Origin of the sequence: Thalassospira sp. UBA4513 (assembly GCF_002388495.1) — a bacterium.
GTDB classification, from domain to species: Bacteria; Pseudomonadota; Alphaproteobacteria; order Rhodospirillales; family Thalassospiraceae; genus Thalassospira; species Thalassospira tepidiphila.
In genome coordinates, this window is sequence record NZ_DGMR01000031.1 from 93,772 (window position 1) to 119,224 (window position 25,453).

Consider the following 25,453-nt stretch of genomic DNA (forward strand, 5'->3'; position numbering starts at 1 on the left):
CGTGGAACCTGAACAGGCACCGGCCCCCGAGGCCCCCAGTGTGCCAAGCACCGTGCCAAGCACTGTGGACCCGGTAAAGCCGGCAGGTGTTGGTGACAGCGAAGTCCAGACGATGGGCTATCCATCCAAATTGATGGCCCCTGATCTGGCGAAATCAATTGTCGGGCTGCTGATTTGCGGGGTTATCGCGCTGATTCCCGAGATGCTCGCAATCATTCAATGGACGTCGGCCGGGCTTGCTTTGCTGTTCGTTTTCTATTTTGCCCGCACGGTTATCCGCTTCCAGTCAAAGATTTATGTATCGGAATACGGCATTCGGCTTTCAAGTCTGCGCGGTGGAACGGCTTTTGCCTGGCCGGAACTTTCAAAGTTCCGTTTGCGTTACTTTAGTACCAAGCGCGATGGCAACAAGGGATGGTTCGAGCTGACCCTGCAGGCAGGGGATGCGAAAATTGTCGCAGAATCAACACTGGATGGTTTTGACGATCTCCTTGAAATTTCTCGTGATTGGGCGAAAGATAACCAGCTGCTTGTCGATGACGTCACAAGAACAAACTTGATGCGCATGGATGAGGCCGAAACACTGGTTAAGGCCGCGGCATCCGAACGCAAACACGGTGGTACCAACTAGAATGACCGATATTCTGCGCATCAAGGATCTGAAAGTTGAATTCGTACTGCCGCACATGCGTGTCAAGGCTGTCGAAAATGTAAGCTTTCGCATCGGTGCGCAGGAAACCGTGGCACTGGTTGGTGAGTCCGGATCGGGCAAAAGCACCATTTCGCAGGCGATCATGGGCTTGTTGCCAAAGGTGGCCCAAGTCACCAAAGGGTCTATCATCTTTGCCGATCCGAAAAAGCCCGGAACCCGGGTGGATATCGCCATGCTGGATCGGTCTGGCTCTGACATGCGCGCCATTCGCGGTGGCCGGATTTCGATGATTTTTCAGGAACCGATGAGTTCCCTGTCGCCGCTCCACACAATCGGCGATCAGATATGTGAAGCCGTGAAACTTCATCGCAAGGTCGGATCGGCCGAGGCGCGTGAGCTTGCCGTTGAAATGCTGACACTGGTCGGCTTTCCGCAGCCCAAGCGTTCACTGAAAACTTATCCATTCGAACTTTCCGGTGGCCTGCGCCAGCGCGCGATGATTGCGATGGCACTGGTTTGTCGTCCGGCCTTGCTGATTGCGGATGAACCGACAACCGCGCTTGATGTAACCATTCAGGCGCAAATTCTGCGTCTGATCAAGGAAGTGCAGGCGGAACTGCAGATGTCGGTTCTGTTGATCACCCATGATCTTGGTGTGGTTGCCAACATGGCAGACCGGATGGTGGTGATTTATGACGGGCGGGTGGTCGAGGCTGGCAAAACCGACGATGTGTTCATCAATCCCGGCCATACCTATACACGATCATTGCTGGCGGCGGTTCCGCACTTTGATATGGGACCTGACGAAAGATTGCGCCCGCTGCGCGAGATCAAGCCGAAAACCGGCAGTCTACTTGCCAGTGCAGGTGATGGCGATACACAACAAAATACATCGGATGTTCCGGCAACTTTGGCCCTGCACCCGACCATGGCCAGCGAGCCGGTTCTGGCAGTTCGCCATCTCAGCAAAAGTTTTACCACGCGCAAGGGTAACTGGATCAAATCCGAAGAGCGCCTTATACCCGCAGTGTCCGACGTCTCGCTGACGGTTAATCGCGGCGAATGCGTTGGTCTTGTGGGTGAAAGTGGTTGTGGTAAAACAACGCTTTCCAAACTGATCATGCGCGCGATGAGCCCGGATGAAGGTTCCATTCTGTTTCGCGGTGAAAGCGGACAGATGACTGAATTGACAGGGCTTGATGAAGATCAGCTCAATCCCTACCGAAAGCGGATACAATTTGTTTTTCAGGACCCGTTCGGATCGCTTAATCCGCGAATGACGGTTCAGGATATCATTACCGAGCCTATGCTTATTCACGGTGTCGGGGATAGTAACTATCGACAGAAAATGGTGCTGGAACTGATGGACCTGGTTGGTCTTGATCCGCGCTTTCTGAACCGTTATCCGCATAGTTTTTCGGGCGGGCAGCGCCAGCGTATCGGGATTGCACGTGCGCTTAGCCTAAAGCCGGATTTGTTGATTTTCGATGAGCCGACATCGGCACTTGATGTGTCGGTTCAGGCGCAAATACTTAATCTTTTAAAAGATTTGCAGCGCGATCTTAATTTGACCTATCTGTTCATTTCGCACAATCTTGCGGTCGTGGATTACGTTGCAGACAGGATTGCCGTGATGTGTGCAGGGCGGATTGTTGAATCCGCACCACGTGAAGTGTTGTTTAAAAACCCGATGCATCCCTACACGCAGGCTTTGCTGCATGCCGTGCCGTTTGCCGATCTGGATCACCTGCTTGATTTCGACAAGATAATGGATGGCAAGGCATCTGATCCATCCCGGTGGCCAGCCCCGTTCACGATCAACCAGACCAGCGAGCCCAAGATGATGCAGGTCGCAGAAGATCACTTTGTTCGTGCCGAACGTGCCGATTTTACGGAGATCGCTATATGATCAGTGTTTTAAACCCGTCGATGTCTAGAATTCATCGTGCCTTTTCCGGCCTTGTGATGACGACAGGTTTTCTGGCGGCAAGTGTCTTGGTCGCACCGGCGCATGCAGAAGTCCCTTATTTCGAGGATGCGGTCGCAAGCGGGTCTTTGCCTGCGATGAACGACCGCCTGCCAGAACATCCGCATGTGATTGAGTTTGCGGGTGAGGGTAAGGAAATCGGTAAGTATGGTGGGGAGTTTGTCACCATCATGGGGCGGTCCAAAGATATCCGTATGGCGGTTGTCTATGGCTATGCCCGCTTGATCGGCTATGATCAGGATCTGAACCTGCGTCCAGACATCCTTGAAGCGCTTGATGTGAACGAAGAAGGCAATGTCTTCACGTTGCATATCCGCAAAGGTCACAAATGGTCGGATGGCGAGCCGTTCACGGCCGAGGATTTTCGCTATTACTGGGAAGATATCGTCAATAATGATGAACTGTTTCCGGTCGGACCGCCGCGTTTCCTGTTTGTCGGGAATGAACCGGCAACCTTTGAAATTCTTGACGAATATACCGTTCGCTACAGCTGGTCACAGCCAAACCCGTTTTTCCTGACCGAACTGGCAGCAACCCGCCCGCCATTTATTTATCGTCCGGCGCACTACCTGAAACAGTTCCACGAGAATTATCGTGATGCGGACGAACTTCAAGCGATGGTTGAAGAACGCGGTCTGCGTAGCTGGGCTGTGTTGCATACGGACATTGATCGTCCCTACAAGCTTTCCAACATTCATCGCCCATCGCTGGAGCCATGGCTGATCACGACAGAGGAGCCGTCTGATCGCTTCGTCTTCGTGCGCAACCCGTATTATCACCGCGTCGATCCGGAAGGTAACCAGCTTCCTTACATCGACCGGATGATCTTCAATATCTCGAACGCAAAGCTGGTTCCGGCCAAAGTGGGCGCGGGCGAGGTCGATCTGCAAAGCAGAATTCTGTCGCTTAAGGACTACACGTTCCTGAAGCAATCCGAAGCCAACCAGAACTATGATGTGCGTCTTTGGGATGTCGGGGCCGGGGCTTACGCGGCATTGTATCCCAACCTGACCTGCAGCGATCCGGTCTGGCGCGAAGTTCTGCGCGATGTCCGTTTCCGTCGTGCGCTGTCATTGGCGATCAACCGCACCGAAATTAACCGGGTCATGTTCTTTGGTCTGGCGCAACCAACCAACAATACCATCTTGCCAAAAAGCCCGTTGTTCAAACCGGAATATCGCGAAAGTTATACCGATTTCGACGTCAAGGCCGCAAACCAACTGCTTGATGCAATGGGGCTGGATGAACGCAATGGCGAAGGTATCCGTCTTTTGCCAGATGGACGTCCGATGGAAATCATTGTCGAGACGTCTGGGGAAAACCCCGAACATGACGACATGCTTGAACTGGTTGGCGACAGTTGGCGTCAGGTTGGCATCAAGCTGTTCGTCAAGGGGTTGCAGCGCGAAGTGATGCGCAACCGTGCCTATACCGGCGAGACGATCATGTCGATTTTCAACGGTATTGATAACGGCTTGGCGACGCCCAACACTGCCCCTGACGAATTTGTTCCTGTCCTGCAAGACAGCCTGCAATGGCCGAAATGGGGGCAGTATTATCAAACGGACGGCGAGGCGGGTGAAGCACCCGATATGCCAGCCGCCAGGGAACTGATGGAACAGTATCGCAAGTGGCAAACCAGCAATGAAGCGGGCCAGAAACAAGCATGGCAAGCCATTCTCGATATCAATTCGGAAAACATGTTCTCAATCGGTTTGATCGGCAACGTGCCGCAACCGGTCGTCATCGACAAGGACATGCGCAACGTACCCGAAAAAGGCATCCATAGCTGGGAGCCGGGTGCGTTCTTTGGGATTTATCGGCCTGATACCTTCTGGTGGGATCGGTAATCTTTTAACTAAAAACGTGTTGTTTTACGTCGTTGAGGGAATGGCGTGAAACAACCTCGGGGGAGCAACAGCGCCGATGCTGACTTATCTGGCAAGACGGCTTTTCGTGATGATACCCACTCTGTTTATGATCAGCGTGCTGGTGTTTGTCATCATTCAGCTGCCGCCCGGCGACTTTCTGACCACGTATCTCAACGAGCTTCAAGCCCAGGGCGAGGCGGTTGACCCGGCCAAGATCGAGTTTCTCAAACGGCAATATGGGCTGGATCAGCCGATCTATATTCAGTATGCCGAATGGGCCTGGGGGCTTTTGCAAGGCGATCTCGGTTTTTCATTTGAATATAACCTGCCGGTGTCCGATGTGGTCGGTGATCGGCTTTGGCTGTCGCTGGTACTGAATTTCAGCACGATCATCTTCATCTACATCGTCAGCTTCCCCATCGGGATCTATTCGGCAACCCGTCAATATAGCTGGGGCGACTATGGGTTCACGTTGCTGGGCTTCCTTGGGCTTGCCATGCCGAACTTCCTGTTTGCCCTGATCCTGCTTTATTACGCAAATGTCGTTTTCGGAACATCAATCGGTGGTCTGATGGACCCGGAATACATCAATCAAGGCTGGTCCTTGGCCAAGATGATGTCGGTCGTTGAACATCTTTGGGCACCGGTCGTGGTGATCGGGACGTCCGGGACAGCCGCCATGATCCGCCGTCTTCGCGCCAACCTGCTTGATGAACTGGGCAAGCAATATGTGGTTACAGCCCATGCCAAGGGTCTGTCACCGACCAAGGTACTGTTCAAGTATCCTTTGCGCATGGCGCTTAACCCGTTTATCGCCGATATCGGTAATATCCTGCCGCAAGTGGTGTCGGGCTCGGTTCTGGTGTCGGTGGTGATGTCATTGCCGACCACGGGGCCGATGTTGCTTACGGCATTGCAAAGTCAGGATATGTATCTGGCTGGTTCATTCCTGATGTTTTTGGCCCTTTTGACGGTTGTCGGCATGTTTGTTTCCGATGTGTTGCTTGCCTGGCTTGACCCGCGCATTCGTCTGCAGGGAGGGGTCGGCAATTGAGCAAGGAAACCGAAAAGCGTAACGAACATTTTGTTGATTCAGCACCGTTTGATCCCTGGGATCGCGAGGAACTGACGCCCGAGCAGGAAAAGTATTTCCTGGCCTCCCAGTGGCAATTGATGTGGTGGCGTTTGAAACGGCACAGGCTGGCGTATTTTTCACTGATTGTTCTGGCGATCATGTACGCGTCGGTCTTTATCGTCGAGTTCATTGCACCCTATGCGCAGGAAACCCGCAATTCGGAATATATCCATCACCCGCCACAGGGTATTCATCTGTTCCATGAGGGCGAATTTGTCGGGCCTTTTACATATGGCACCGATTTCTCGGTCAATATGGAAACACTCAAACCGACTTACACGGTCAATACGGATCGGATAGAGCCATTGCGCTTTTTCTGTTCGGGGGATGAGTATGAATTCTGGGGCATGATCGATATGGACTTCCATTTCGTCTGCCCGTCTGAAGACGGTACGCTGTTCATGTTCGGCACCGACAGACTTGGTCGGGACATGTTGTCACGGATGATCTATGGCGCGCGGGTTTCGCTGACCATTGGTCTGGTGGGCATTTCCGTCAGTTTCCTTCTCGGTATCCTGATCGGTGGGGCGGCCGGGTATTACGGTGGCTGGGTGGATTCAACAGCCCAGCGTGCGATTGAAGTCATCCGTTCGTTGCCGGAAATTCCGCTTTGGATGGCGCTTTCAGCCGCATTGCCCGTGACCTGGAGCCCGATTTTAATCTATTTCGGGATCACGATTATCCTTGGTCTGATCGACTGGACGGGGCTTGCCCGCGCAGTGAGATCGAAACTTCTGGCGCTTCGTGAAGAGGACTATGCACTGGCGGCACGCCTGATGGGGGCGAAGCCAAAGCGGATTATTGCGCGTCACTTGCTGCCGAACTTTGCCAGCCACCTGATCGCATCGGTGACGCTATCGATCCCCAACATGATCCTTGGTGAAACCGCGCTGAGCTTCCTTGGGCTTGGCCTGCGCGCGCCGGTGACCAGTTGGGGGGTGTTGCTCAATGAAGCGCAAAACATCAATGCGGTCGCGGTTTATCCTTGGCTGATGTTGCCGGTGGTGCCGGTGGTGATTGTGGTTCTTGCGTTCAATTTCCTTGGCGACGGGCTGCGGGATGCAGCCGACCCCTACAAGAACTGAGCGGATTATGTCGTCTAAGGCCCCTAGGATTGAGACCGAACGCCTGATACTGCGCAGGATGTCGTTTGGCGACTGGCCGGATTACGCGTCCATGCTTGCGTCAAAGCGCTCAGCACACATGGGCGGCCCATATGACACTGAGGCTGCATGGGCTATGTTTTGTCGCGATGCTGCTCAATGGGATTTGTTCGGCGTTGGTGCGCTGATGATGGATGAGAAATCGACCGGTCATTGCGTTGGTCAAGTGGGCATCAATTTTGGGCCGCCGTTCCCTGAATATGAATTAGGTTGGCTTGTGTATCCGGATGCAGAAGGCAAGGGATATGCGTTTGAGGCAGCAACGGCCTTGCGTGATTGGGCGTTTAACGCGCGCGGCTTGCCAACGCTTGTCAGTTACATCGCACCGGAAAATGATCGTTCTATTACTCTGGCGGAACGCATTGGTGCCGTTTTGGACCAGACCGCGCAGCGGCCTGATCCGAATGACCTTGTTTTCAGGCATGCACACCCAAAGTAAGGATTACTTTTTGCGCAGCCACAGACTGGTCTCATGCGCGCCTTCGGGAAGGTGAATGCCGTTGGCTATGGATTGGTCGACCTCATCGCGCATGCGGGTCTTCGCATATGCGCTTGACCACATGATTTCAAACCCGCCGCCAGCCAGAAGCGCTGCGACCCCTTGTTGCTCGTTATATCCGCGCCATTGCCAGATTTCCGGATAGTCATCGGGCAGGGTGATGTCGTGGATATGAATGATCGCCCCACTTGGCAGGGTCGGAATGACCGATGAAAACAGCAGATCAACATCGGTACCGGGCATCAGGATGTGGCTTGAGTCGATCGACAGGAAATCCGCACCGGTCAGGGTTTTGAAAACCGATGGGTCGGCCTTTTGCACGATGGTGCGTTCGACTGTGATCGGAAGCTTCGCGATATCAGCGCGTGGCGCCGGATCAATCGCGTGAAATGCCGTATCGAGTTCGCCGTCCTTGATCGCCCGGTAATAAAACCGTGTCGAATGGCCCGATCCGATTTCAATGATCCGGTCCGGGCGAAATTCGCGGGTGAAGACATAGGCCATCATCCCATCAAGGCGCGGAAACCAGCTTTGTTGCCAGCGTGGCTCCGGCGGGGTGGCATTGCCGAAGCTGGCAAAAGCTTCGTGATAATTGGCGGCCTTGGTCAGCCAAGCCTTCATGGTGGGGGCTGCCGTATCCATCATGGTTTCGATTGCCGGGTAGCTGGGGCGACCGACGGCCTTTGCCGTCTCGCTGGCATAGCGGTAAGGGATGAAATAGCCTGCGGGCTCAGCGCCAATCAGTGTTTTCAAACCAAGTTTCAAGCGGCGCATTCTGAGAGAGAACGGCATCGAGGTCATATCAAAGGCCCCTTTGAGTTCAAAATTATTGTGTTTCTATCGGTGCCGGTAAGGTTAATCAGTTGCAAAAAGTCTGATCCTCTCCGCGCCAGGCTCGTGTCAGCACAATCGCAAATCCCATCGAAATCGCCGAAAATACCGCCATCAGGTAATAGACCTGCGATCCGAACTGTTCATACAGCGGGCCGGAAATCCAGATGCTGCTACCAAGGAAAACGCCCATGGACAGTGTTGCCATCAGGCTTTGTGCCGAGGTGGCAAGTTGTTGGGGTATGGCGCGGGCGATAAAACTGACAGCGGCCAAATGCGTGATCCCGAATGTCATAGCATGAAGGGGTTGAACCAAGATAATCAACCATAGATTGTCGGTTGTGCCCAGTACAATCCAGCGTAAAATTCCTGATCCCGCACCAATCGCAAACAAGATACCGGGATGGCGACCACGGACAAACCGCCCGGCGACAGCAAACAGAACGATCTCGGCAATCACACCAATTGACCAGAAAACGCCAATCATTTCATGCGAGTAACCGGCTGATTCCCAATGGACAGAGGCAAAGGCGTAATAGGTGCCATGAGCACCCTGGGCAAATCCGATGCAGGCAAGATAAATCAGGAAAACCGGTTTGCGCAGCAGATACATCAGCGAAGAACCGGATCTGAGCGGACGATCTGTCTGCGGGTCAGGCATGCGGGTGGTAATCGCAAAATTCACGATCCCCGCAACGAACAGCATCCAGACGATCCATTCTGTTGATGTTCCATCCAGAACCCAGCCCGCCCCATAGGATGCCAGAATGAAGGCAAGCGATCCCCACAGCCGCACCCGACCATAATCAAGTTCACGCGCCTTACATTCATGCACCGTAATGGTCGTGCCAAGCGGCAGCAGCGGCGAGAAGGTAAAGCCGATCACGACGGAAAGGGCGGCAAGCCACCAGAAATCGCTCGAGATGGGGAAGGCCAGAATGGATAAAACATAGATCCCGGCAAGCCACATCATCGGGGTCTTGCGATTGCCGGTGCGATCAGCGCGTTGGGCAATCAACGGATCGGCAAAGACACGCACCCAGTTCGGCAGTGATAACAAGATCCCGATTTCGGCTGCCGATAATCCCTGGGATTTTAGCCAGACCGGCCAATAAGGCAGAAAAACACCCTGAATCAGAAACAGTCCGGAAAAGAACAACGCCAGCGTTGCCGCCGTTTTCATCCGGTCCGGGTCGGTGGCTGGTGATGGTTTCGATGATGGTGTGGCGTTTGGCGTGTTCATGCGGTGAGTTGCCGACGCTTGAGGCCGCGAATGATGAAACGCGCCGGATGAATGGCATGCATCAGCACTTTTTCCAGAGGCAGGGGCATATCGCAAATCTCACTGGCAAGAATCTCGGCGGCAAGCGGGGCGCCGATCAGTCCGCGGGCCCCGAAACCGGTACAGATATACACGTCTTTGTGGTAGGGCGCATCGATATATCGCGCGCCTTTTTTGCCCTTGTCGATGTCGCCATATGACGCAAGATAGGCGTCAAAATCCGGCGCAGGACCGATCAGGGGCAGGTGATCCGCGGTTGTCGTGCGCAAGGATGCCCGGCCTTGAAGCATGTCAGGCGAGAGCTTTTCCGCAACATCGGGCAGGACTTTGCCAAGCTGGGAAATGTTAAATGCGTGGTCATCTTCGCGTAGGTCCGTCTGCGCATCGTCGCGTCCAAAAGTGGCCCCAAATACATGCAGGCCATCGCGCGCTGGTGTGATGTAGCCCTTGTGGCTCAGAACGCACTTAATGACGGAACCATTCCCAAGGTTTGCCAAGATTTCTTCTGGCAAAAAGCTGATCTGACCACGAACAGGGGTCAGGTGATCTCTAAGCCAGCTTGTCTGACCCATCATCTGCATTTCAAGCGCGCCAGCGATGATAACGGCATCAAACGGCCCATAGGAAGCCCCGTTTTCATCGGTCAGGACTTTGCCTTGTTCAGCATCGCTAATGGCCGTGATGGTTGTTGAAAGCCGAATATCTATACCATCAGAAAAAGCCCGTACCACCGACGGCGGATTAACCCAGCCGGCGGATGGATAAAAAACACCGCCATAGGGCAAGGGCAGGCCAAATCGTTCTGAGGCCTGATCACCGTCAAGCGCCTCGACAAGGTCGGGTTTGTCGCCAAGGCGCGCGATCAGGCCATCAAGCCTTTCACGTTTGCGTGCACTGGTGGCAAGATCAATCACACCGCAGAAATCGGCCTCGACCAACCCCTGATTGGAAAGTTTTTTGATCTTGCGATGGCTGAAACGATAACCAGCCTCATAAAACCGGCCCATGATGGCATCATCAACGGTCAGATAGGGCTCCAACATGCCAATCGGGTTGCCTGATGCCGCGCTGGCCAGTTGATCGGCCTTTTCAAAAAGGGTTACGGCAAGGCCACGTGCGTTTAAGGCATCCGCGCAGGCCGCACCGGCAAGACCCCCACCGATGACGGCGACAGATTTGGTTTTCTTGGGACGGGGAAGGTTAAACCAAGGATCATCGGCGATTTCGAAAAGGCCCAGCGTATTGTCGTTGTCAACGTTCGGTGCCGGAAGCGTTGCCGTGATCATGTCGCGTTTATAGCCAAACCCTTTGCGCTTGCTGATTTCAAATCCCGCACTTTCCAGCCCGTCACGTGCAATGCGTGCGGCAGTAAAAGTCGCAAGGCTTGCACCACGCGGGTTGGACGCGCCGGCAAGGGCAGCAAACAAGTGAGGATGCCACATATCGGGATTGCGCGACGGGGCAAAGCCATCAAGAAACCAGCAATCAATATTCCCGTCATAGTCAGACCAGCATTCAATCGCATCGCCGATCAAAAGCGTCAGACTGACATTGCCATGGGCAAGGGAAAAGCGGTGTACACCGGGCAACATGGTTTCATGCGGCCAGATTTCGGCAAGCTGTTTGGAATATTGCGATAATTCTGGCCAGCTCTGGTGTGCGCGGATCATGTCATCGCGCGACAGCGGGTATTTTTCAACGGAAACGAAATGCAGGCGTCTGGATCGTTTGAGATCACTGTTCCAGCTTTGCCACGCGGCCAGAAAGTTCAGTCCGGTGCCAAAGCCGGTTTCGCCAATAGCAAAGCTTTCGCGGTTCTGCCAGGCAGATGGAAGGTTGTTACCCTCAAGAAACACATAGCGCGTTTCAGCAAGCCCATCCTTGGGATTGAAATAGATATCACCAAAATGCGGAGAGAACGGCACATTGCCATCCTGCCAGGTTATTTCGCCAGCAGGTCTTGGTTCATCACCCTCCGCTGGCATGGTGACATCGTTTGCCGTCATGCAGACAGGACCTCGTCATCCTTTTCGGGGACAAGGGCCAGGGCTTCGCGTACGACTTCCGTACCAGCCCCTTTGCGATGGGCATTTTCGCTCAGATAACGGCGCCATTGTTTTGCACCGCGCATTTGCTGGAACAGGCCCAGCATATGGCGGGTGACATGGCCAATGGTGCCGTTTGCTTCTTTCAGGTGTTCTTCGATATAGGGCAGCATTGCCTCAACCACCTGATGGCGGGTCAGGGGCTTGGCATCATCGCCATAAAAACGCCGGTCGACATCGGCCAGAACATAAGGGTTCTGATAGGCTTCACGCCCGATCATGACACCATCGACATGTTTCAGATGCTCGGCGGTTTCATCAAGCGTCTTGATGCCACCGTTGATCAGGATTTCAAGCTCCGGGAATTCCTGTTTAAGCTGATAGACCAATTCGTACTTTAACGGCGGAACTTCTCGGTTTTCCTTGGGCGAAAGACCTTTGAGCCACGCCTTGCGCGCGTGAACGATGAAAGTCTTGCAGCCAGCCTCGGCAACCGTTTCGGTAAAGCGTTTAAGCGACGGGTAGTCTTCCTGATCGTCAATGCCGATGCGGTTTTTGACTGTCACCGGGGCGTTGCTGGCCGAAATCATCGATTTCACGCACTTCGCAACGACATCGGGCGTTGCCATCAGGCAGGCACCAAAGGCGCCGTTCTGCACACGATCAGACGGGCAACCGCAATTCAGATTGATTTCATCATAGGCATAGTCATTGGCGATTTCGCAGGCGCGCGCCAGATCATCCGGGTCGCTGCCACCAAGCTGAAGCGCAACAGGGTGCTCGGCATCGTTATAGCGCAAATGACGGTCTACGCCGCCGTGAAGAATGGCGCCCGTGGTGACCATTTCGGTATAAAGCAACGTATGACGACTGATCTGCCGCAGAAAATAGCGATCATGCCGATCCGTCCAATCCATCATCGGGGCGACGGAAATACGCCGATTAACAGTCATTTGCCTACCGTTTTTGTCAAAGCCGGGTGAAGAGGGTTGCTGTATTCCAAGCGCGGTCTTTATATAGGTTCCGGGATTTAGGGTCAAAACCGATTGCGCGATGCATGGCAGCATCCCGAAGATATTAAAGTACAGGATTTGATATGGTTACGATTTACGGCATCAAGAACTGCGACACTGTCCGCAAAACCCTTAAATGGTTTGAGGCCAAGGGTATTGAAAACAAGCTCCATGATTTCCGTGCTGACGGTATTGACGCCAAGACCATTGAAGCCTGGCTTGATGAAGTCGGGGGTAAGGTTTTGATCAACAAGCGTGGGCCGAGTTATCGCAACCTGAGTAACGACGACAAGGCAACATTGGAGCAGGGCGGTGCCGCTGCGGCCGCGGTGCTTGCCGCCAATCCGACCGTGATCAAACGTCCGGTTGTTGATTTCGGTTCGACCCGGACGGTCGCCTATGATGAGGAACGCTGGTCTGATCTGGCCGGATTGTAAGGGGGCGGAAATGGCAAAGCCGGTCGTTCGGGGTGTGATCTTTGATTGTGATGGTGTTTTGGTCGATACTGAAACACTTGCCTGTCGCGTGTTGACAGAGCAGCTTTGTGATTATGGCTGCGACATGGATATGGCGAAGACCCATGATCTTTTCATTGGTGGCACATTGGCGATGGTGCCGCCAAAAATGGAACAGATGTTTGGCATTACGCTGCCAGAAGACTGGCTGTCTGAATGCTACGAACGTACGTTTACGGCCTTTCGCAACGATCTGACACCGTTCGCACATCTTGATCCGGTGCTTGATCTGCTGGAAGAAAACAACATTCCCATTGCGATTGGCAGCAACGGTCCACATGCCAAGATGGATGTGTCGCTGGCCAAGGTTGGCTTGAAGGAACGTTTTGAAGGGCGGGTTTGCTCGGCACATGATGTCGAAAACCCTAAGCCGCATCCGGATGTCTTTTTGCTGGCCGCACAGAAAATCGGTGTCGATATCAAGGACTGCATTGTTGTCGATGACAGCCAGAATGGCGTGCGCGCAGGTGTTGCATCCGGTGCGACGACCATCGGTCTTGTCGATATTACGCCGGCCAACTACCTTCTTGATGCCGGTGCGCATCATATTGCGACCGACCATCGCGACCTTTATCGGCTGTTGGCCGATTGGATGTCTGCAGCCTAGCTGGCGTTCATAGTGTCCATCAAAAAAGAACGGGCAGCGCCGTGTTGGGGCTGCCCGTTCTTTTGTTTTCGCAGGATGTCTTTATTCACCAACCACAATGCCTTCGCGGCGGGAATCAGCCCCGCCAATCAGGCCGTCTTCGGTGATCATAATGGCGTGAATGCCGGAATTAAGATCGCGGATATCGGTCTTAAAGCCCATGCCTTCCAGTGCCGGGGCCAAGTTTTCGGCATCGGATCCGGCTTCAAGGTCAAAGGTGCCGAACCGGTTGACCAGGTGGGGCATGTCGATGGCGTCCTTGGGCGACATGTTCCAATCAATCATCCCGATAAGCGATTGGGCCACATACCCAATGATACGCGATCCACCCGGTGAACCCGTGACAATTACCGGTTTGTCGTCTTTCATCACGATGGTGGGCGCCATCGATGAACGCGGGCGTTTGCCCGGTGCCAAGGCGTTGGCAATAGGGACGCCATCGGAATGGGTCTTGAACGAGAAATCGGTCAGCTCGTTATTGAGCATAAAGCCGTTCACCATCAGGCGTGAACCAAAGCCGTTTTCAATCGTGGTCGTCATCGAAACCGCATTGCCATAGATATCGACGATCGAGAAATGGCTGGTGCTTGGCGTTCAATCGCTTCGTCGTCGGCCAATTTCATGGCGTGGCTAAAGCTTGGCATGCCGGGTTCGACGGATTCAAGTGCGGTATCCCGATCAAGCAGTTTGGATCGTTCCGCCAGATAGGTTTTATCGAGCAAGCCCGTCAATGGCATCGGGACAAAATCAATATCTGCCATGTAACGTCCGCGATCTGCAAATGCCAAACGCGATGCATCACCGATCAAACGCCAACTTTGCGCAGACTCAGGGCCCATCGCGGCGATATCATAGGGTTCAACCAGTCCAAGGATCTGTCCGACCGTTAGCGCCCCCGAAGAAGGTGGTCCCATGCCGCACACATCATGATCGCGATACTCGATACAGGCGGGTGGGCGTTCCTTGACCTGATAGTTGGCAAAATCCGCAAGTGACAGGACGCCGGGGTTCCAACTGGCACCCTTAACCTTGTCGACAATGTCCTGGGCGATCTGACCCTGATAGAAATTCACGGTCCCGTTGGCTGCCAGATCTTGAAGGGTCTTGGCATATTTCGGATTTTGAAGAACCGTACCGGCCGCAAGTGGCTCGCCATCCTTGTCAAAGAAATAGCCCTTTGCTTCGGGATCGCGTGAAAGTTTTTCCTGATCATCAGCGATCAAGGCAGCAAGACGTGGAGAAACTTCAAAGCCCGTTGTGGCGATACCAATTGCCGGATCGAACAGGCTCTTCCAAGGAAGCTGCCCCCACTTTTCGTGTGCAGCTTTCATCAGGGCAGGGGTTCCGGGCGTACCAACCGACCTGCCGCCAACAACCGCATCATAAAAATTAAGCGGTTCGCCGTTTTCATCCTGGAATAGCGTCGGCGTTGCGTTCAGAGGCGCGGTTTCGCGGCCATCAAGCGTGGTCAGCTTTCCAGTCGCTGCATCGAAATAAACCAAAAATGCGCCGCCCCCAAGCCCGGACGATTGCGGTTCGACAAGGCCAAGCATGGTCTGAATGGTGACCATCGCATCAATGGCGTTGCCACCAGACCGCAAGATATTAGCACCTGCCTGAACTGCCAGCGTGTTTGCAGCACTGATCATCCAGTTGCTGGCAGTGGCGGCCTTGCGCATTTCGGACGAGGAACCGGCCGTGCTTGCCTCAGGCGCAACGGCGTCTGTTGTTTGTTGGGCAACAGCACCTTGGCCAAGGCATGCGCATAAGCCCGCAGCGATAAGGGCTGCCAGAAGTTGTGGGCGAAGTTTGACTGTTTCGAAAGATACAGGAGCGTTAAGGGGCATGTTCCAGACCTTTGTTTTGTTTGGCGGGGTATTTTGTTTGTCGGGGCGCTCAAAAGAAAACACCCGCATCGTGGCAGATGCGGGTGCAAATGTGCAGTAAAAATCCAGTGTAGGTTGCCTAGGCTGCTGTCTTGTTGCCTTTGCTGCGCTGTTGGCTGACGAGCTTGACCTGCAGCCATTCCAGTATGGTTTCGGCGACCTTTTCCCAGTTTTGATCGAGCATCATCGCGTGGTGAATATCGTCAATCAGAGCATAATCCGCGCCATAGCGCTTGGCTGTGTGGTGGATCAGCTCGCTCTGGATGATTTCATCGTCGCGTGCGCCCATGACCAGCATGGCTGGCGCTTCATCCTTTGTCAGGAAGATCGGGTTTGCGCCCATCATGTCCGTAATCGCCCGCTGGCTTTCCGTTTCGAGCCGACCGAAATAGATCATGCCTTCATCTTCGGCGATATCAGGCGACAGCATCGCCCGCCCCAGACGTTCACGAAGCAGGGTATGGGGGCCAATGGCCTGAAGCCAGAACATATGGAAAAACAGATCGGGCTGGGCCATTGCCATCATCGCATTGCTGGCAATCAGGCCTTCCGGCGGAACTGAGGCCATCAGGACGGCGGCCTCGGCACTGTGGCGTTCGAGATATTTCTGAATGACATAGCCGCCCATCGAATGACCAATCAGCACCGGCTTCTTGCCAAGGGTCTCGACAACCTCTTCAAGGTCTTCGACGTAATCGTCAATGGATGCGAGGCTGCGCAGTTCGCGGCCGCCACTTCCGCCATGGCCGCGCAAGGAAAACGCCACGGTCTCAAAGCCGCGATCTGCAAACCAGGTCAGGAAATGTTCGTTCCAGCACCACGCCCCGGTATAGGCGCCATGTACAAACACCAATGGATGTTTACTTTTGGGTTTGCCGGTCGGGCTGCGACGGAAAATCTCCAATTCGGGACTCATGGCCTGCCTCCTCGCGATGCGGGATCGATGCAAATATATGCCTTGATTAAAAAGAACTCGATTATGTTCGCACATGCAGCATAATCTTGTCCAATCACATGTGGGAGTCCGACTTTGGTTTGGCAATGATTGTCAGTCTGAAGTTGTTTGCTTATGATTGCGTCCGGGACAGTAAAAGATGTGAGGGAACGCAGGGGGTCTGTGCTCCGGACACTAACAACACCGTAGTGAGAAGCTTGGGGGATATGGTTAAATTATCAGTGGTCGGCATTTTCGCGGATCTCGATGAGAGCGCGATTGCAGACGTCGAACGCCACGTCAACCGAAAGACGTTTGCGGCCGGGACGCAAATTATCGAACCGGAATCAGATAGTTCGGACGTTTACCTGATTTTGTCCGGGCGGGTACGGATCGTTAATTACTCGCTTTCGGGGCGCGAAATCACCCTTGAGGAAATCGGGGCAGGTGGCTGTGTCGGCCAACTTTCTGCCATTGACGGGCAACCGCGTTCGGCCTGTGTGATTGCGGTTGACGATACCAGTGTCGGTATTTTGAGCCCGGCCAACTTTGAAAAGGTCGTCAAAAATCACCCGTCAGTTGCCTGGAACGTGATTAGCGAACTGGCCAGAATTGTGCGGAACTCGACCCGAAGAATTGTTGATGTTAGCACACTTGGCGCCAACGAACGGGTCGTGGCGGAAATTTTGCGCCGTGCCAACAATGTTTGTGACGATAACGGCTCGGCACTTTTGTCACCCGTTCCGGTTCATTCCGAGGTCGCCGGGCGTGTCAGCACATCGCGTGAAACCGTTGCACGCGTCATGAGCACGCTTGGGCGTCGCCAACTGGTGACAAAGGTTGAGACCGGTCTTTTCGTCCCGGATGTGCGCCGACTTGAAGAATTCCTAAGTGAGTCAATTCATTAGGTCGTATTTGTATGATTTTTTTGTCTTCATGTGATGACTGTCACAGAGAAGAGGGTGATCGACAGGTAAAGGTATTGGTGTGGCGGACATTTAAATGTTCCGGCACATCTCCCCCAAGAGAGTTACTGGCCGTACACTTGTTGTACGGCCATTTTTTTGCGTTTTCGCATGGCGGACAGATTTGTTGATGTCTAATCTGTACGAAACAACAGCACTTCTTTTTAAGGGAACCTCTGATGCGTATTTCTGTGGTTATGGCCGGACTGAATGGTGCGATGGCGGTTGCGTTGGGGGCGTTTGCCGCCCATGGCATGGCTGGAAGCGAAATGGATTATGCACGTGGCCTGGTCGAGAAGGGCGCGCATTATCAGCTCGTACATGCTGTTGCCCTGGCCGCGATTGCTGGTCTGGTTCATCATGTGCCCGATGAGAAGTTCCTGCGCATTGCCGCCTATGCAATGCTTGTCGGGATCGTTTTCTTCTGCGGGTCTTTGTACGCCATTGCCTTTGGCGGTGTTTCTGCGTTTGGTGCCGTGGCGCCGATTGGCGGTTTTGCCTTTATTGGGGGCTGGTTGTTGCTTGCTGCGGCGGGATACAGACGCTTTGGCTGATATCGCAGCACGTGGCATTTAACCTGAAGCAGGCAAGTACAAACAAAAAAGACGTGTCCCGAAGGACACGTCTTTTTTAAATCTTTGCAATCGAGTTCCGAAGAACCAGATTACTTCATTTTCGCTTCTTTGAACACGACGTGCTTACGCACGACCGGGTCGTACTTGCGAAACTGGAATTTCTCGGTGGTATTCCGCGGGTTCTTCTTAACAACATAGAAGTAACCGGTGTCTGCGGTGCTTACCAACTTTACGAGGATCGAAGCGGGCTTCGCCATGTCTCTGCATCCTGTGTTCAGGTGTATCTCAGGCGGCGGAACATAAAGGTTATCGGCAGAGTGTCAAGCCATTTTGGAAAAAAGAATGTAATTTTATTGGCTGGCAAAAGTATCGGCGATTTCCTGTTGTCCGACATAGGCCAGATTCTTGTATTCACGGTTATTTTTCAGCAGCTCAAGTGCAACTTCGACATCAAATGTTTCACCATTTGTGCTGGCCGGACAAACGCTGCGCAGTTCACGGCGGCTCTTTTCGTCCTGATAGTCCAGCTTGCGCCATTTCATCATCACCGAGGCGGTCTCATCACGCTGTGACAGGGCGTTCGCCACCTTGTGAATAGCGGTGCTACCTGTGCCTGATTTCGTGCAGATAGCCGGGAAAAGACCGATTCTATCAAAGGTGTATCCAGAAGGGGCTGTCATGCGCGACCAGGTAAAGGTCAATGTCCCATGGTTGGGCAGATCATTGATTGCCTGAACGGACCCCTTGCCAAAGCTTGTGGACCCGATCAGCACAGCACGATGGCGATCCTGAAGGGCTGCTGCAACCAGTTCCGCTGACGACGCTGTGCGTCCGTCAATCAGGACAACCAGCGGCGCGCCATTGGTCAAATCGCCGGTTTCTGCCTTGAATATGTGACGTGCGGCTGTGACACGCGAAAATGTCTTTCCGATCGGACCATCGGCCAGAAACAGGTCAGCCACCGCAACGCCCTGTTGCAGAAGTCCGCCACGGTTTCCACGAAGGTCGAGAATAACACCTTGAAGGCCACCATCATAAAGTTTCGCCTTCATGATGCTGTCTGCAAGCGTTGACGCGGTTGCTGAGTTGAAGCTGCTGACACGCGCAACCAGGATATTGTCACGGACATCATCGAACACTGTGCGGTCAATCACCCGTTCACGCAGTATCTCCATGGGGGTGATGGCATTGCTTTTGGCTGCATTCACCTCAAGCAGGACAGATGTTCCTTCTTCGCCATGCAGCAAGTCGGCAGCATAGCGACTGGCTTTGCCATACATGTCCTCGCCATTGACCGTCAGGATCTGATCGCCGGGATGCAGTCCGGTACGCGCAGCCGGGCTTTCCGCATGAACAAGTTTGACAACAGGGTAGCCACTTCCGCCAACCACACGAACGCCGATGCCAATATAGCCGTCACGACGGTTGCGGGCATTTTCTGCACGTACCGGCCCCTCATAGCGGCTGTAACGGTCCAGATTGCGGATCGCACCACTGATCAGGGCAGACTCGATGTCTTTGGTGTCCGTGCTGCGCAGTTTGGCTGAGTGCGCCCGGTATCTTGCCAATCCGGTTAGCGTGATTTCGGACCAGATCTGAAGGTTTTCGTGATCCACCATACCATCGGATGACGCCGGAAGGGCAATCTTGCCGACTGTTCGGTCATCATATTGCAAGACCAAATCACTCGGGGTGATGTCGACGCGAATGTTTTCGTCAATCGATGAGAGTCCATCAAGGGTGCTCACCAGGATCTGTTCACGGCTGATCGGATCGATATAGCGTGTTGCGACAAGTTCGATTGTTTGAGAAATCAGCTCGCGCGTCTGCGGATCATCAGGCGAGGTTACTGCCATCCGGTCTGAAGTGGCGCAGGCAGCCTGCAATACACATAACCCGACGGCAACACAGGTGCGCCGCAAACGTCGCACTCCTGCGTCGGGATTGTAATATGCATTCTGTGCTACGCGAAGTGCGACCAATTAAACAATCCGGTTAATTCAGGCGAGATAACCTACGCATTCTACTGGAAAAATTGGCATTCTGCCAACGACTATCCTTTGATGCGCATGGCCCATTGAGTGCCAAGAACAGCCCCTTTGATAAAGGGCAGAAAGCCAAGGCACAAGGCGACGGTGGCCGGAAGCCAGATCGAAAGTTGCAGTGCCATGGACGGGCTGAAATTCTGTTCCATCGCCAAGGCACCCGGAACCACGATGTGTCCGACTAGAAAGATCGTGAAGTAGGGCGGGGCATCATCACAACGATATTCCCCGATTGGGTGATTGCAAACATCACACTCGGAACGAAGCTTCAAATAGCCGCCAAAAGCAAAACCGTGGCCACAATTCGGGCATTTGCGGCGAAATCCGCGACGCAAACCGGTCATCAGTCGACCGCTGCTTTGGTTGCTGTTGGTGGCATTTGTGTCGGGAGAAATATCGTGTGGGGCATTCATATATAAAATTAACTCCTGTCATATCTCAGCGCCCTCTTGATCCGTGTGGCGAAAACAGGCATTGAGACTGTACGCCATCATCATGATGTTCGGTTGCGCAAGCAAGTAAAATCGGCCCTGCCTATTCACCTCAGGGGCGTATACATGGTCACATTTGCTTGATCGAACAGTTGCCAAGGGAGTGCCCAGTGGGAAGTGCAGACGCAGTCATTGCCGGTCTGAAACAGGACTTCATCGAGGACACCATCGAACGCATTGATCGTATTGAAACCACGATTGATCGCGTTGCTGGCGGAATGGACGAAGCCGGACCGGGAATTGCCGAACTGCGGCGCGAGGCACACACCGTCAAAGGACTTGCCGGATCATTCGGCTTCCCGCTGGTGGGCGCGATTGCGCATCGGCTTGAAGATTATATTGCCGAACTAAGCGAAATTGATGATCTCGAAGCGGCATCGCTGGTGGATTTCACCAGCTGGATCCGCGAGATCATCGAAAGTGGCACCAACCCCCAGGCCGAAGAAGAAACCCGTATTCTGCGTTCCCTGCCAACCCGCAGTGCCAAGGCGGATGAGCAAGACGATGCATCCGAAGTTGCGGTCGCGCAGGATAAGGAAGTCCTTCTTGTCACCGCGACCGCTGTGCAGGGGCATTTTTTGCAGCGTGCACTGCGTGAAAAGGGTTTTCGCACCATCACCGCCCGTTCGGCCGTCGAGGCGTTCGAAACGGTGGTTCAATCGCGCCCGGATGCCGTCATTACCGCGGCTGTGCTTGATGGGCTCAGCGGGATCGAACTGATCCGTGCCTTGGCTGCGATGAAGACCCTGTCAGACAAAAAGCTCGGCCTGTTGACGAGTTTCGATGCATCACATCCCGATCTTGAAGGTTTGCCTGAGAGGGTTGCAATTATAAGCAATAAAGGGAAGCAGACAGCTGACCATTTAAACAGATTCATTTCTACAATAGTGTGAGAAAAATCATCTTTGTTTCACAATAAGAGTGTTGAGATGACAGAAGACAGCGATCCGAAAGAAGAAAAATCTACAGAGCCGTATGGTGGTAATTGGCCGCGAAGAGAGTATCATAACAATAGAATATACTGGAATTTTGAATTCTTCATGAAAGCCGCTATGGCAATCGGAGGAGGGTTTGCGTATTTAATTGTTAATGAAAAAACACAGAAAGCCGAAAATCTGATAAATTTGGCCGGCTTATTTATGATTTTTCTAGGTGGTGTTTCCTGCTTCAATATGTTTTCACATTATCGGGCAAAAAGAAATCATGCTGGGTTGGAGATAAGTATTTGGCAGCAGATTTGGAAAGATAGCGATTTTTATATGTTCTGTGCCGTTTTGGCTATGACTTTTGTTTATGCTTACATGGCATTTTACACAGATATTATTGCCCATCTGGAAGTAAATAGCTGATAAAAAAGGCGGCGAAATCTGCGTTCGCCGCCTTTTTTTTACTAAGCTGTTTGATTAATCGGTTTTTGTGTTTTTACGCGCTACCCGATTGGATGCCACCAGCTTGCGCTGCTTTTTCGGTGTGGTCTTTTTCTTTGCCGCTGCTTTCTTGCCTTTGGACTTGGTCGCAGACGACCCAGCCGGACCATTTGCATCCCGCGGCCCGGATCGGAAACCGGGCTTGCTGCCATGGCGATGGCTGCGGTCGCCGGGGCTGCCACGCCGTTTGCCCGCACCACGACGTCCGCGCGGCCGTTCAACCAGATCGCGGGCGGTAATGTCGGCGTGTTCGGCAAGTCGCAATGCCAATGATCCGGTGGCCGCATCGGCATCGGCGATCCTGACGACAACCGTATCACCCAGTTGGAACTTCTTGCCGCGATTTTGCCCGACAAGTGCGTGGCTTGCTGCGTCATGGATGTAATAGTCATCGGGCAGGGTAGATATCGGAACCAGCCCGTCTGCACCTGTTTCGTTCAATGAAACAAACAGACCAAAGTGGGTGACGCCAGAAATCTTACCGGGGAATTCCGCCCCGACCTTGTCAGACATATAGGCAGCGACATAACGGTCAACCGCATCGCGTTCGGCCATGGCCGCCCGTCGTTCGGTGCCCGAGATGTCCTCACCAATCTGTTCGAACCGTTCGCCTTCTTCGGGCGTCAAACCGCCTTCACCAAGCTTGAGGCCCGCGATCAAAGCACGATGGACCAGAAGGTCGGCATAGCGCCGGATCGGGGAGGTAAAGTGCGCATACCGTTTCAGTGCAAGGCCGAAGTGCCCGATATTGTCGGGGCTGTACATGGCCTGTGACTGGCTGCGTAGAACGACCGTGTTGATCAGCTCAGACTCTGGCGTGTCCTTGGCCAGTTCAAGAATGCGGTTGAAATCACGCGGTTTCAGGACCGATGCCTTGTTCAGCTTGTAGCCAGCGCCTTCAAGGAATTCGTGCAGCGCTTCAAGCTTTTCCTCGCTCGGTGCATCGTGGATACGATACATGCAGGGCTGCTTGATACGTTCAAGTTCCTCAGCAGCACAGACATTGGCTGCGATCATGAATTCTTCGATCAGCTTGTGACTGTCAAACCGTGCACGCGGTGCAATGGCAACGATCTGTCCGCTGTCATTAAGCTCGATCTTGCGTTCGGGCACATCAAGCTCGAGCACGCCACGTTTCTTGCGTGCTTCCAAAAACGCATTGAACGCGCCATACAGCGGCTTGATGATGGTATCAACCAGTGGACCGGTGGTGTCGTCTGGCTGGCCGTCCATGGCGCGCTGAACCTGATCATAGGTCAGTCGGGCGGCCGACTTCATCATTCCGCGGCAGAATTTGTGACGCAGTTTATGGCCGTGTTTATCCAGCCACATTTCAACCGCCATGCAGCCGCGATCTTCATGCGGGACAAGCGAACACCAGCCGTTCGAAAGCTCAAACGGCAACATCGGCACCACACGATCCGGGAAATAGCAGCTATTGCCGCGTTTGACCGCTTCGCGATCAAGTGCATCGCCCGGACGCACATACCAGGACACATCAGCGATCGCGACCATGATGTGCCAGCCGCCTTCATTGGCGGGATCGGGGTCGGCTTCGGCCCAGACGGCATCGTCAAAGTCACGCGCATCGGCACCATCAATGGTGACCAGCGGGATGTCGCGCAGATCAGTGCGTTTGCCCAGAGGTGTTGCCTTGGACTCGCGTGCCTGAAGTTCGACTTCAGGCGGGAACTCAAATGGAATGCCGCGCGCATGGATCGATACAAGGCTGATGGATTTCGGTTCATTGATATTGCCAAGAACCTCGGTAATCCGGCCTTTGCGCAGCCCAAAATGTTTGCCCGGCAAAATTTCGGTCAAAACCAGTGCGCCGCTTTCAAGATCAGGATGATCATCCAGCGGAACCGCGATCTCGCCGCTATCCTTGCGATCTGTGGGCACAACGCGGCCTTCGCGTTCATTGGGGCGATAAAGCCCCAAGACGCGCTGTGGCCCGCTTCCAAGGACCCGCATGATGCTGGCTTCGTATGTATGCTTGCCGGTATAGCGAAGCTTGGCCAGAATCTTGTCACCAATGCCTGGCGCACTTGGGCCGCCACGACGAATTGATTTCACAACAATCAGCGGCGGTTCGTATTCATGTTTCCAGACATTCGGTTTGGCCAGAACTTCGCCGTCGTCATCAACGCCGGTGATTTCCAGAACTTCAACCGGGGGCAGGCGGTCGGGTTTGTCAAAACGCCGGCGGCCCTTGACGACATCGCCACCAATCTTCAGGTCTTTCAGGATCTTTTTGAGTTCGATCTTGGCTGCACCCTTAATGTTGAAGGCGCGCGCAATTTCGCGCTTCCCAACCGGTGTCGGGCTCATATCGATGAACTCGATAATCTCTTCCTTGGTGGGGAAGTGTTTTTTGTCTTCTGTATCGTTCGCCAACGTTGCGGCGTCCTTTCATAGGTATTCCAAAGAAAAGGAAGGCGGCGATTAATTCGCCGCCGCCTTTTTCGTGGTTGTCTTCTTCGCTGCGGGCTTCTTTGCAGCCGTTTTCTTTTTCGCAGGGGATTTTTTCTTAGCCGTTGCGGTTTTGGTTGCCGTTTTCTTGGTCGCGGCCTTGGTCGTTTTGCCCGACTTGGCTTCCTTTTCCTTGATGGCCTTGATGGCCATTTCAAGGGTGATGTCATCACGTTCTACATCGCGGATATTGGCGATGGTTTTCTTGTGCTTAACAAACGGTCCCCAGCGACCAACGGCGACAAAGATCGGTTCACCATCATCGGGATGCTTGCCGATTTCCGTGCCGGACTTCTCACGCTTATCCGCGATCAGGGTGATCGCCCGGTTTTCACCAATCGTCAGAACATCATCGTCGGCCTTGAGCGAGGCAAAAATGCTACCCGCCTGAACGTATGGGCCGAAACGACCGATATTGGCCTTCATTTCCTCGCCAGTATCGGGATAAATCCCGACAACACGTGGCAGGGTCAGAAGTTCTTCGGCCTTGGTCAGGTCAACGACAGATGGCTCCAATCCCTTGGGCAGGGATGTGCGTTTCGGTTTGACCTTTTTCGGCTTGCCGTTCTTGCCTTCGACTTCCTCTTCCTCGCCAAGCTGCACGTAAACACCATACGGGCCTTTGCGAAGGGTGATTTCCTTGCCGGTTTCCTTATCAATGCCAAGGACTTTGGGGCCGGAGTCAAGTTCGGATTCGGAGCCGTTTTCATTGGCAACGAGCGGCCGGGTATAATTGCATTCCGGATAGTTCGAACAACCAAGAAAGGCGCCAAACTTGCCGAGCTTGAGGCTCAGCGTTCCATCCGTGCATTTCGGGCATTTATGCGCGTCTGTTCCATCTTCGCGGGGCGGGAACAGGTAGTTTTCCAGCATCACCTGAAGGGCATCAAGGACGTCCGTGATCTTGAGTTCCTTCGCCTCGTCGACATTGCCTTTGAACGACTTCCAGAAATCCTTGAGAACGTCTTTCCATTCCAGCTTGCCCATGGAAACTTCATCAAGCTGGTTTTCCAGATCGG

The 25,453-nt window shown here is 53.6% G+C and carries 24 protein-coding genes; 12 read left to right on the top strand and 12 right to left on the bottom strand.

Annotated elements, in window-relative coordinates:
* Window position 1: 1 nt before the first annotated feature.
* The 6 genes from B2T33_RS12615 (at window position 2) to B2T33_RS12640 (ending at window position 7,247) form a co-directional block, all read left to right on the top strand.
* Window positions 2–631, top strand: coding sequence for a hypothetical protein (locus tag B2T33_RS12615; protein WP_252724132.1), 630 nt, complete (start codon window positions 2–4; stop codon window positions 629–631).
* Between the two features lies 1 nt (window position 632).
* The gene (locus B2T33_RS12620; RefSeq protein WP_286792208.1) at window positions 633–2,561 is read left to right on the top strand and encodes an ABC transporter ATP-binding protein; all 1,929 of its coding nucleotides are present in this window, start codon (window positions 633–635) and stop codon (window positions 2,559–2,561) included.
* On the top strand, window positions 2,558–4,489 hold the full coding sequence (locus B2T33_RS12625; RefSeq protein ID WP_197147594.1) for an ABC transporter substrate-binding protein: 1,932 nt from the start codon (window positions 2,558–2,560) through the stop codon (window positions 4,487–4,489). The genes B2T33_RS12620 and B2T33_RS12625 overlap by 4 nt, the downstream gene beginning before the upstream one ends.
* Before the next feature lie 76 nt (window positions 4,490–4,565).
* A complete protein-coding gene (locus tag B2T33_RS12630; protein ID WP_064780909.1) occupies window positions 4,566–5,564 on the top strand; it encodes an ABC transporter permease in 999 nt (332 codons plus the stop codon).
* Window positions 5,561–6,730, top strand: coding sequence for an ABC transporter permease (locus B2T33_RS12635; RefSeq protein ID WP_197147593.1), 1,170 nt, complete (start codon window positions 5,561–5,563; stop codon window positions 6,728–6,730). The genes B2T33_RS12630 and B2T33_RS12635 overlap by 4 nt, the downstream gene beginning before the upstream one ends.
* A gap of 7 nt (window positions 6,731–6,737) precedes the next feature.
* Window positions 6,738–7,247 carry a GNAT family N-acetyltransferase gene (locus B2T33_RS12640; RefSeq protein ID WP_286792213.1) on the top strand — a complete coding sequence of 170 codons (510 nt, stop codon included), beginning with the start codon at window positions 6,738–6,740 and terminating at the stop codon, window positions 7,245–7,247.
* 3 nt (window positions 7,248–7,250) lie between these two features.
* Here B2T33_RS12640 and B2T33_RS12645 read toward each other — a convergent pair whose 3' ends face one another.
* From B2T33_RS12645 to dusA, 4 genes are read right to left on the bottom strand one after another with little or no spacing between them, the layout of a single operon-like run.
* On the bottom strand, window positions 7,251–8,108 hold the full coding sequence (locus B2T33_RS12645) for a class I SAM-dependent methyltransferase (protein ID WP_197147591.1): 858 nt from the start codon (window positions 8,106–8,108) through the stop codon (window positions 7,251–7,253).
* Window positions 8,109–8,166: 58 nt separating this feature from the next.
* Window positions 8,167–9,381, bottom strand: coding sequence for a 3-phenylpropionate MFS transporter (locus tag B2T33_RS12650; protein WP_008890799.1), 1,215 nt, complete (start codon window positions 9,379–9,381; stop codon window positions 8,167–8,169).
* A complete protein-coding gene (gene mnmC / locus B2T33_RS12655) occupies window positions 9,378–11,426 on the bottom strand; it encodes a bifunctional tRNA (5-methylaminomethyl-2-thiouridine)(34)-methyltransferase MnmD/FAD-dependent 5-carboxymethylaminomethyl-2-thiouridine(34) oxidoreductase MnmC (protein ID WP_286792217.1) in 2,049 nt (682 codons plus the stop codon). Before mnmC ends, B2T33_RS12650 begins: the two co-directional genes overlap by 4 nt.
* Window positions 11,423–12,418 carry a tRNA dihydrouridine(20/20a) synthase DusA gene (gene dusA / locus B2T33_RS12660; RefSeq protein WP_197147589.1) on the bottom strand — a complete coding sequence of 332 codons (996 nt, stop codon included), beginning with the start codon at window positions 12,416–12,418 and terminating at the stop codon, window positions 11,423–11,425. Before dusA ends, mnmC begins: the two co-directional genes overlap by 4 nt.
* 143 nt (window positions 12,419–12,561) lie before the next feature.
* Here dusA and B2T33_RS12665 point away from each other — a divergent pair, with 143 nt between their 5' ends.
* Window positions 12,562–12,915, top strand: coding sequence for an ArsC/Spx/MgsR family protein (locus B2T33_RS12665; RefSeq protein WP_197147588.1), 354 nt, complete (start codon window positions 12,562–12,564; stop codon window positions 12,913–12,915).
* A gap of 10 nt (window positions 12,916–12,925) precedes the next feature.
* Window positions 12,926–13,600 carry an HAD family hydrolase gene (locus B2T33_RS12670; RefSeq protein ID WP_197147587.1) on the top strand — a complete coding sequence of 225 codons (675 nt, stop codon included), beginning with the start codon at window positions 12,926–12,928 and terminating at the stop codon, window positions 13,598–13,600.
* An 81-nt stretch (window positions 13,601–13,681) separates the two neighbouring features.
* On the opposite strand, the gene B2T33_RS12675 is transcribed toward B2T33_RS12670, so the two are convergent.
* The 3 genes from B2T33_RS12675 to B2T33_RS12685 all read right to left on the bottom strand — a co-directional run bounded on the left by B2T33_RS12675 (window position 13,682) and on the right by B2T33_RS12685 (window position 16,441).
* Window positions 13,682–14,179, bottom strand: a complete 498-nt coding sequence (locus B2T33_RS12675) for a gamma-glutamyltransferase (protein ID WP_286792222.1) — start codon at window positions 14,177–14,179, stop codon at window positions 13,682–13,684.
* Window positions 14,176–15,486, bottom strand: a complete 1,311-nt coding sequence (locus B2T33_RS12680) for a gamma-glutamyltransferase family protein (RefSeq protein WP_286792224.1) — start codon at window positions 15,484–15,486, stop codon at window positions 14,176–14,178. Before B2T33_RS12680 ends, B2T33_RS12675 begins: the two co-directional genes overlap by 4 nt.
* A 118-nt stretch (window positions 15,487–15,604) precedes the next feature.
* Entirely contained in the window at window positions 15,605–16,441 is an 837-nt protein-coding gene (locus tag B2T33_RS12685) for an alpha/beta hydrolase (protein WP_064789621.1), read from the bottom strand.
* Between the two features lie 245 nt (window positions 16,442–16,686).
* Between B2T33_RS12685 and B2T33_RS12690 the strand changes: the two genes are divergently transcribed.
* Both B2T33_RS12690 and B2T33_RS12695 read left to right on the top strand, forming a co-directional pair.
* Window positions 16,687–17,367, top strand: coding sequence for a Crp/Fnr family transcriptional regulator (locus B2T33_RS12690; protein ID WP_008890792.1), 681 nt, complete (start codon window positions 16,687–16,689; stop codon window positions 17,365–17,367).
* Between the two features lie 236 nt (window positions 17,368–17,603).
* Complete coding sequence (locus B2T33_RS12695) at window positions 17,604–17,978, top strand: DUF423 domain-containing protein (protein ID WP_197147586.1); 375 nt, start codon at window positions 17,604–17,606, stop codon at window positions 17,976–17,978.
* Window positions 17,979–18,088: 110 nt separating this feature from the next.
* Here the strand turns inward: B2T33_RS12695 and rpmG are convergent, their stop codons facing one another.
* The 3 genes from rpmG to B2T33_RS12710 all read right to left on the bottom strand — a co-directional run bounded on the left by rpmG (window position 18,089) and on the right by B2T33_RS12710 (window position 20,457).
* Window positions 18,089–18,256: a 50S ribosomal protein L33 gene (gene rpmG, locus B2T33_RS12700; protein ID WP_008890790.1), complete on the bottom strand. Its 168-nt coding sequence runs from the start codon at window positions 18,254–18,256 to the stop codon at window positions 18,089–18,091.
* 93 nt (window positions 18,257–18,349) lie between these two features.
* Window positions 18,350–19,855, bottom strand: a complete 1,506-nt coding sequence (locus B2T33_RS12705; RefSeq protein ID WP_286792225.1) for a S41 family peptidase — start codon at window positions 19,853–19,855, stop codon at window positions 18,350–18,352.
* A 197-nt stretch (window positions 19,856–20,052) separates the two neighbouring features.
* Window positions 20,053–20,457: a DUF983 domain-containing protein gene (locus B2T33_RS12710; RefSeq protein WP_197147584.1), complete on the bottom strand. Its 405-nt coding sequence runs from the start codon at window positions 20,455–20,457 to the stop codon at window positions 20,053–20,055.
* A gap of 188 nt (window positions 20,458–20,645) precedes the next feature.
* Here B2T33_RS12710 and B2T33_RS12715 point away from each other — a divergent pair, with 188 nt between their 5' ends.
* Both B2T33_RS12715 and B2T33_RS12720 read left to right on the top strand, forming a co-directional pair.
* Entirely contained in the window at window positions 20,646–21,428 is a 783-nt protein-coding gene (locus B2T33_RS12715; RefSeq protein WP_197147583.1) for an Hpt domain-containing protein, read from the top strand.
* Between the two features lie 36 nt (window positions 21,429–21,464).
* Entirely contained in the window at window positions 21,465–21,884 is a 420-nt protein-coding gene (locus B2T33_RS12720) for a hypothetical protein (protein WP_197147582.1), read from the top strand.
* A gap of 54 nt (window positions 21,885–21,938) precedes the next feature.
* Here the strand turns inward: B2T33_RS12720 and rnr are convergent, their stop codons facing one another.
* Both rnr and B2T33_RS12730 read right to left on the bottom strand, forming a co-directional pair.
* A complete protein-coding gene (gene rnr / locus B2T33_RS12725; RefSeq protein ID WP_197147581.1) occupies window positions 21,939–24,359 on the bottom strand; it encodes a ribonuclease R in 2,421 nt (806 codons plus the stop codon).
* Window positions 24,360–24,407: 48 nt separating this feature from the next.
* Window positions 24,408–25,453: topoisomerase C-terminal repeat-containing protein (locus B2T33_RS12730; RefSeq protein ID WP_286792226.1), on the bottom strand; the 1,046-nt coding region annotated here is incomplete at its 5' end.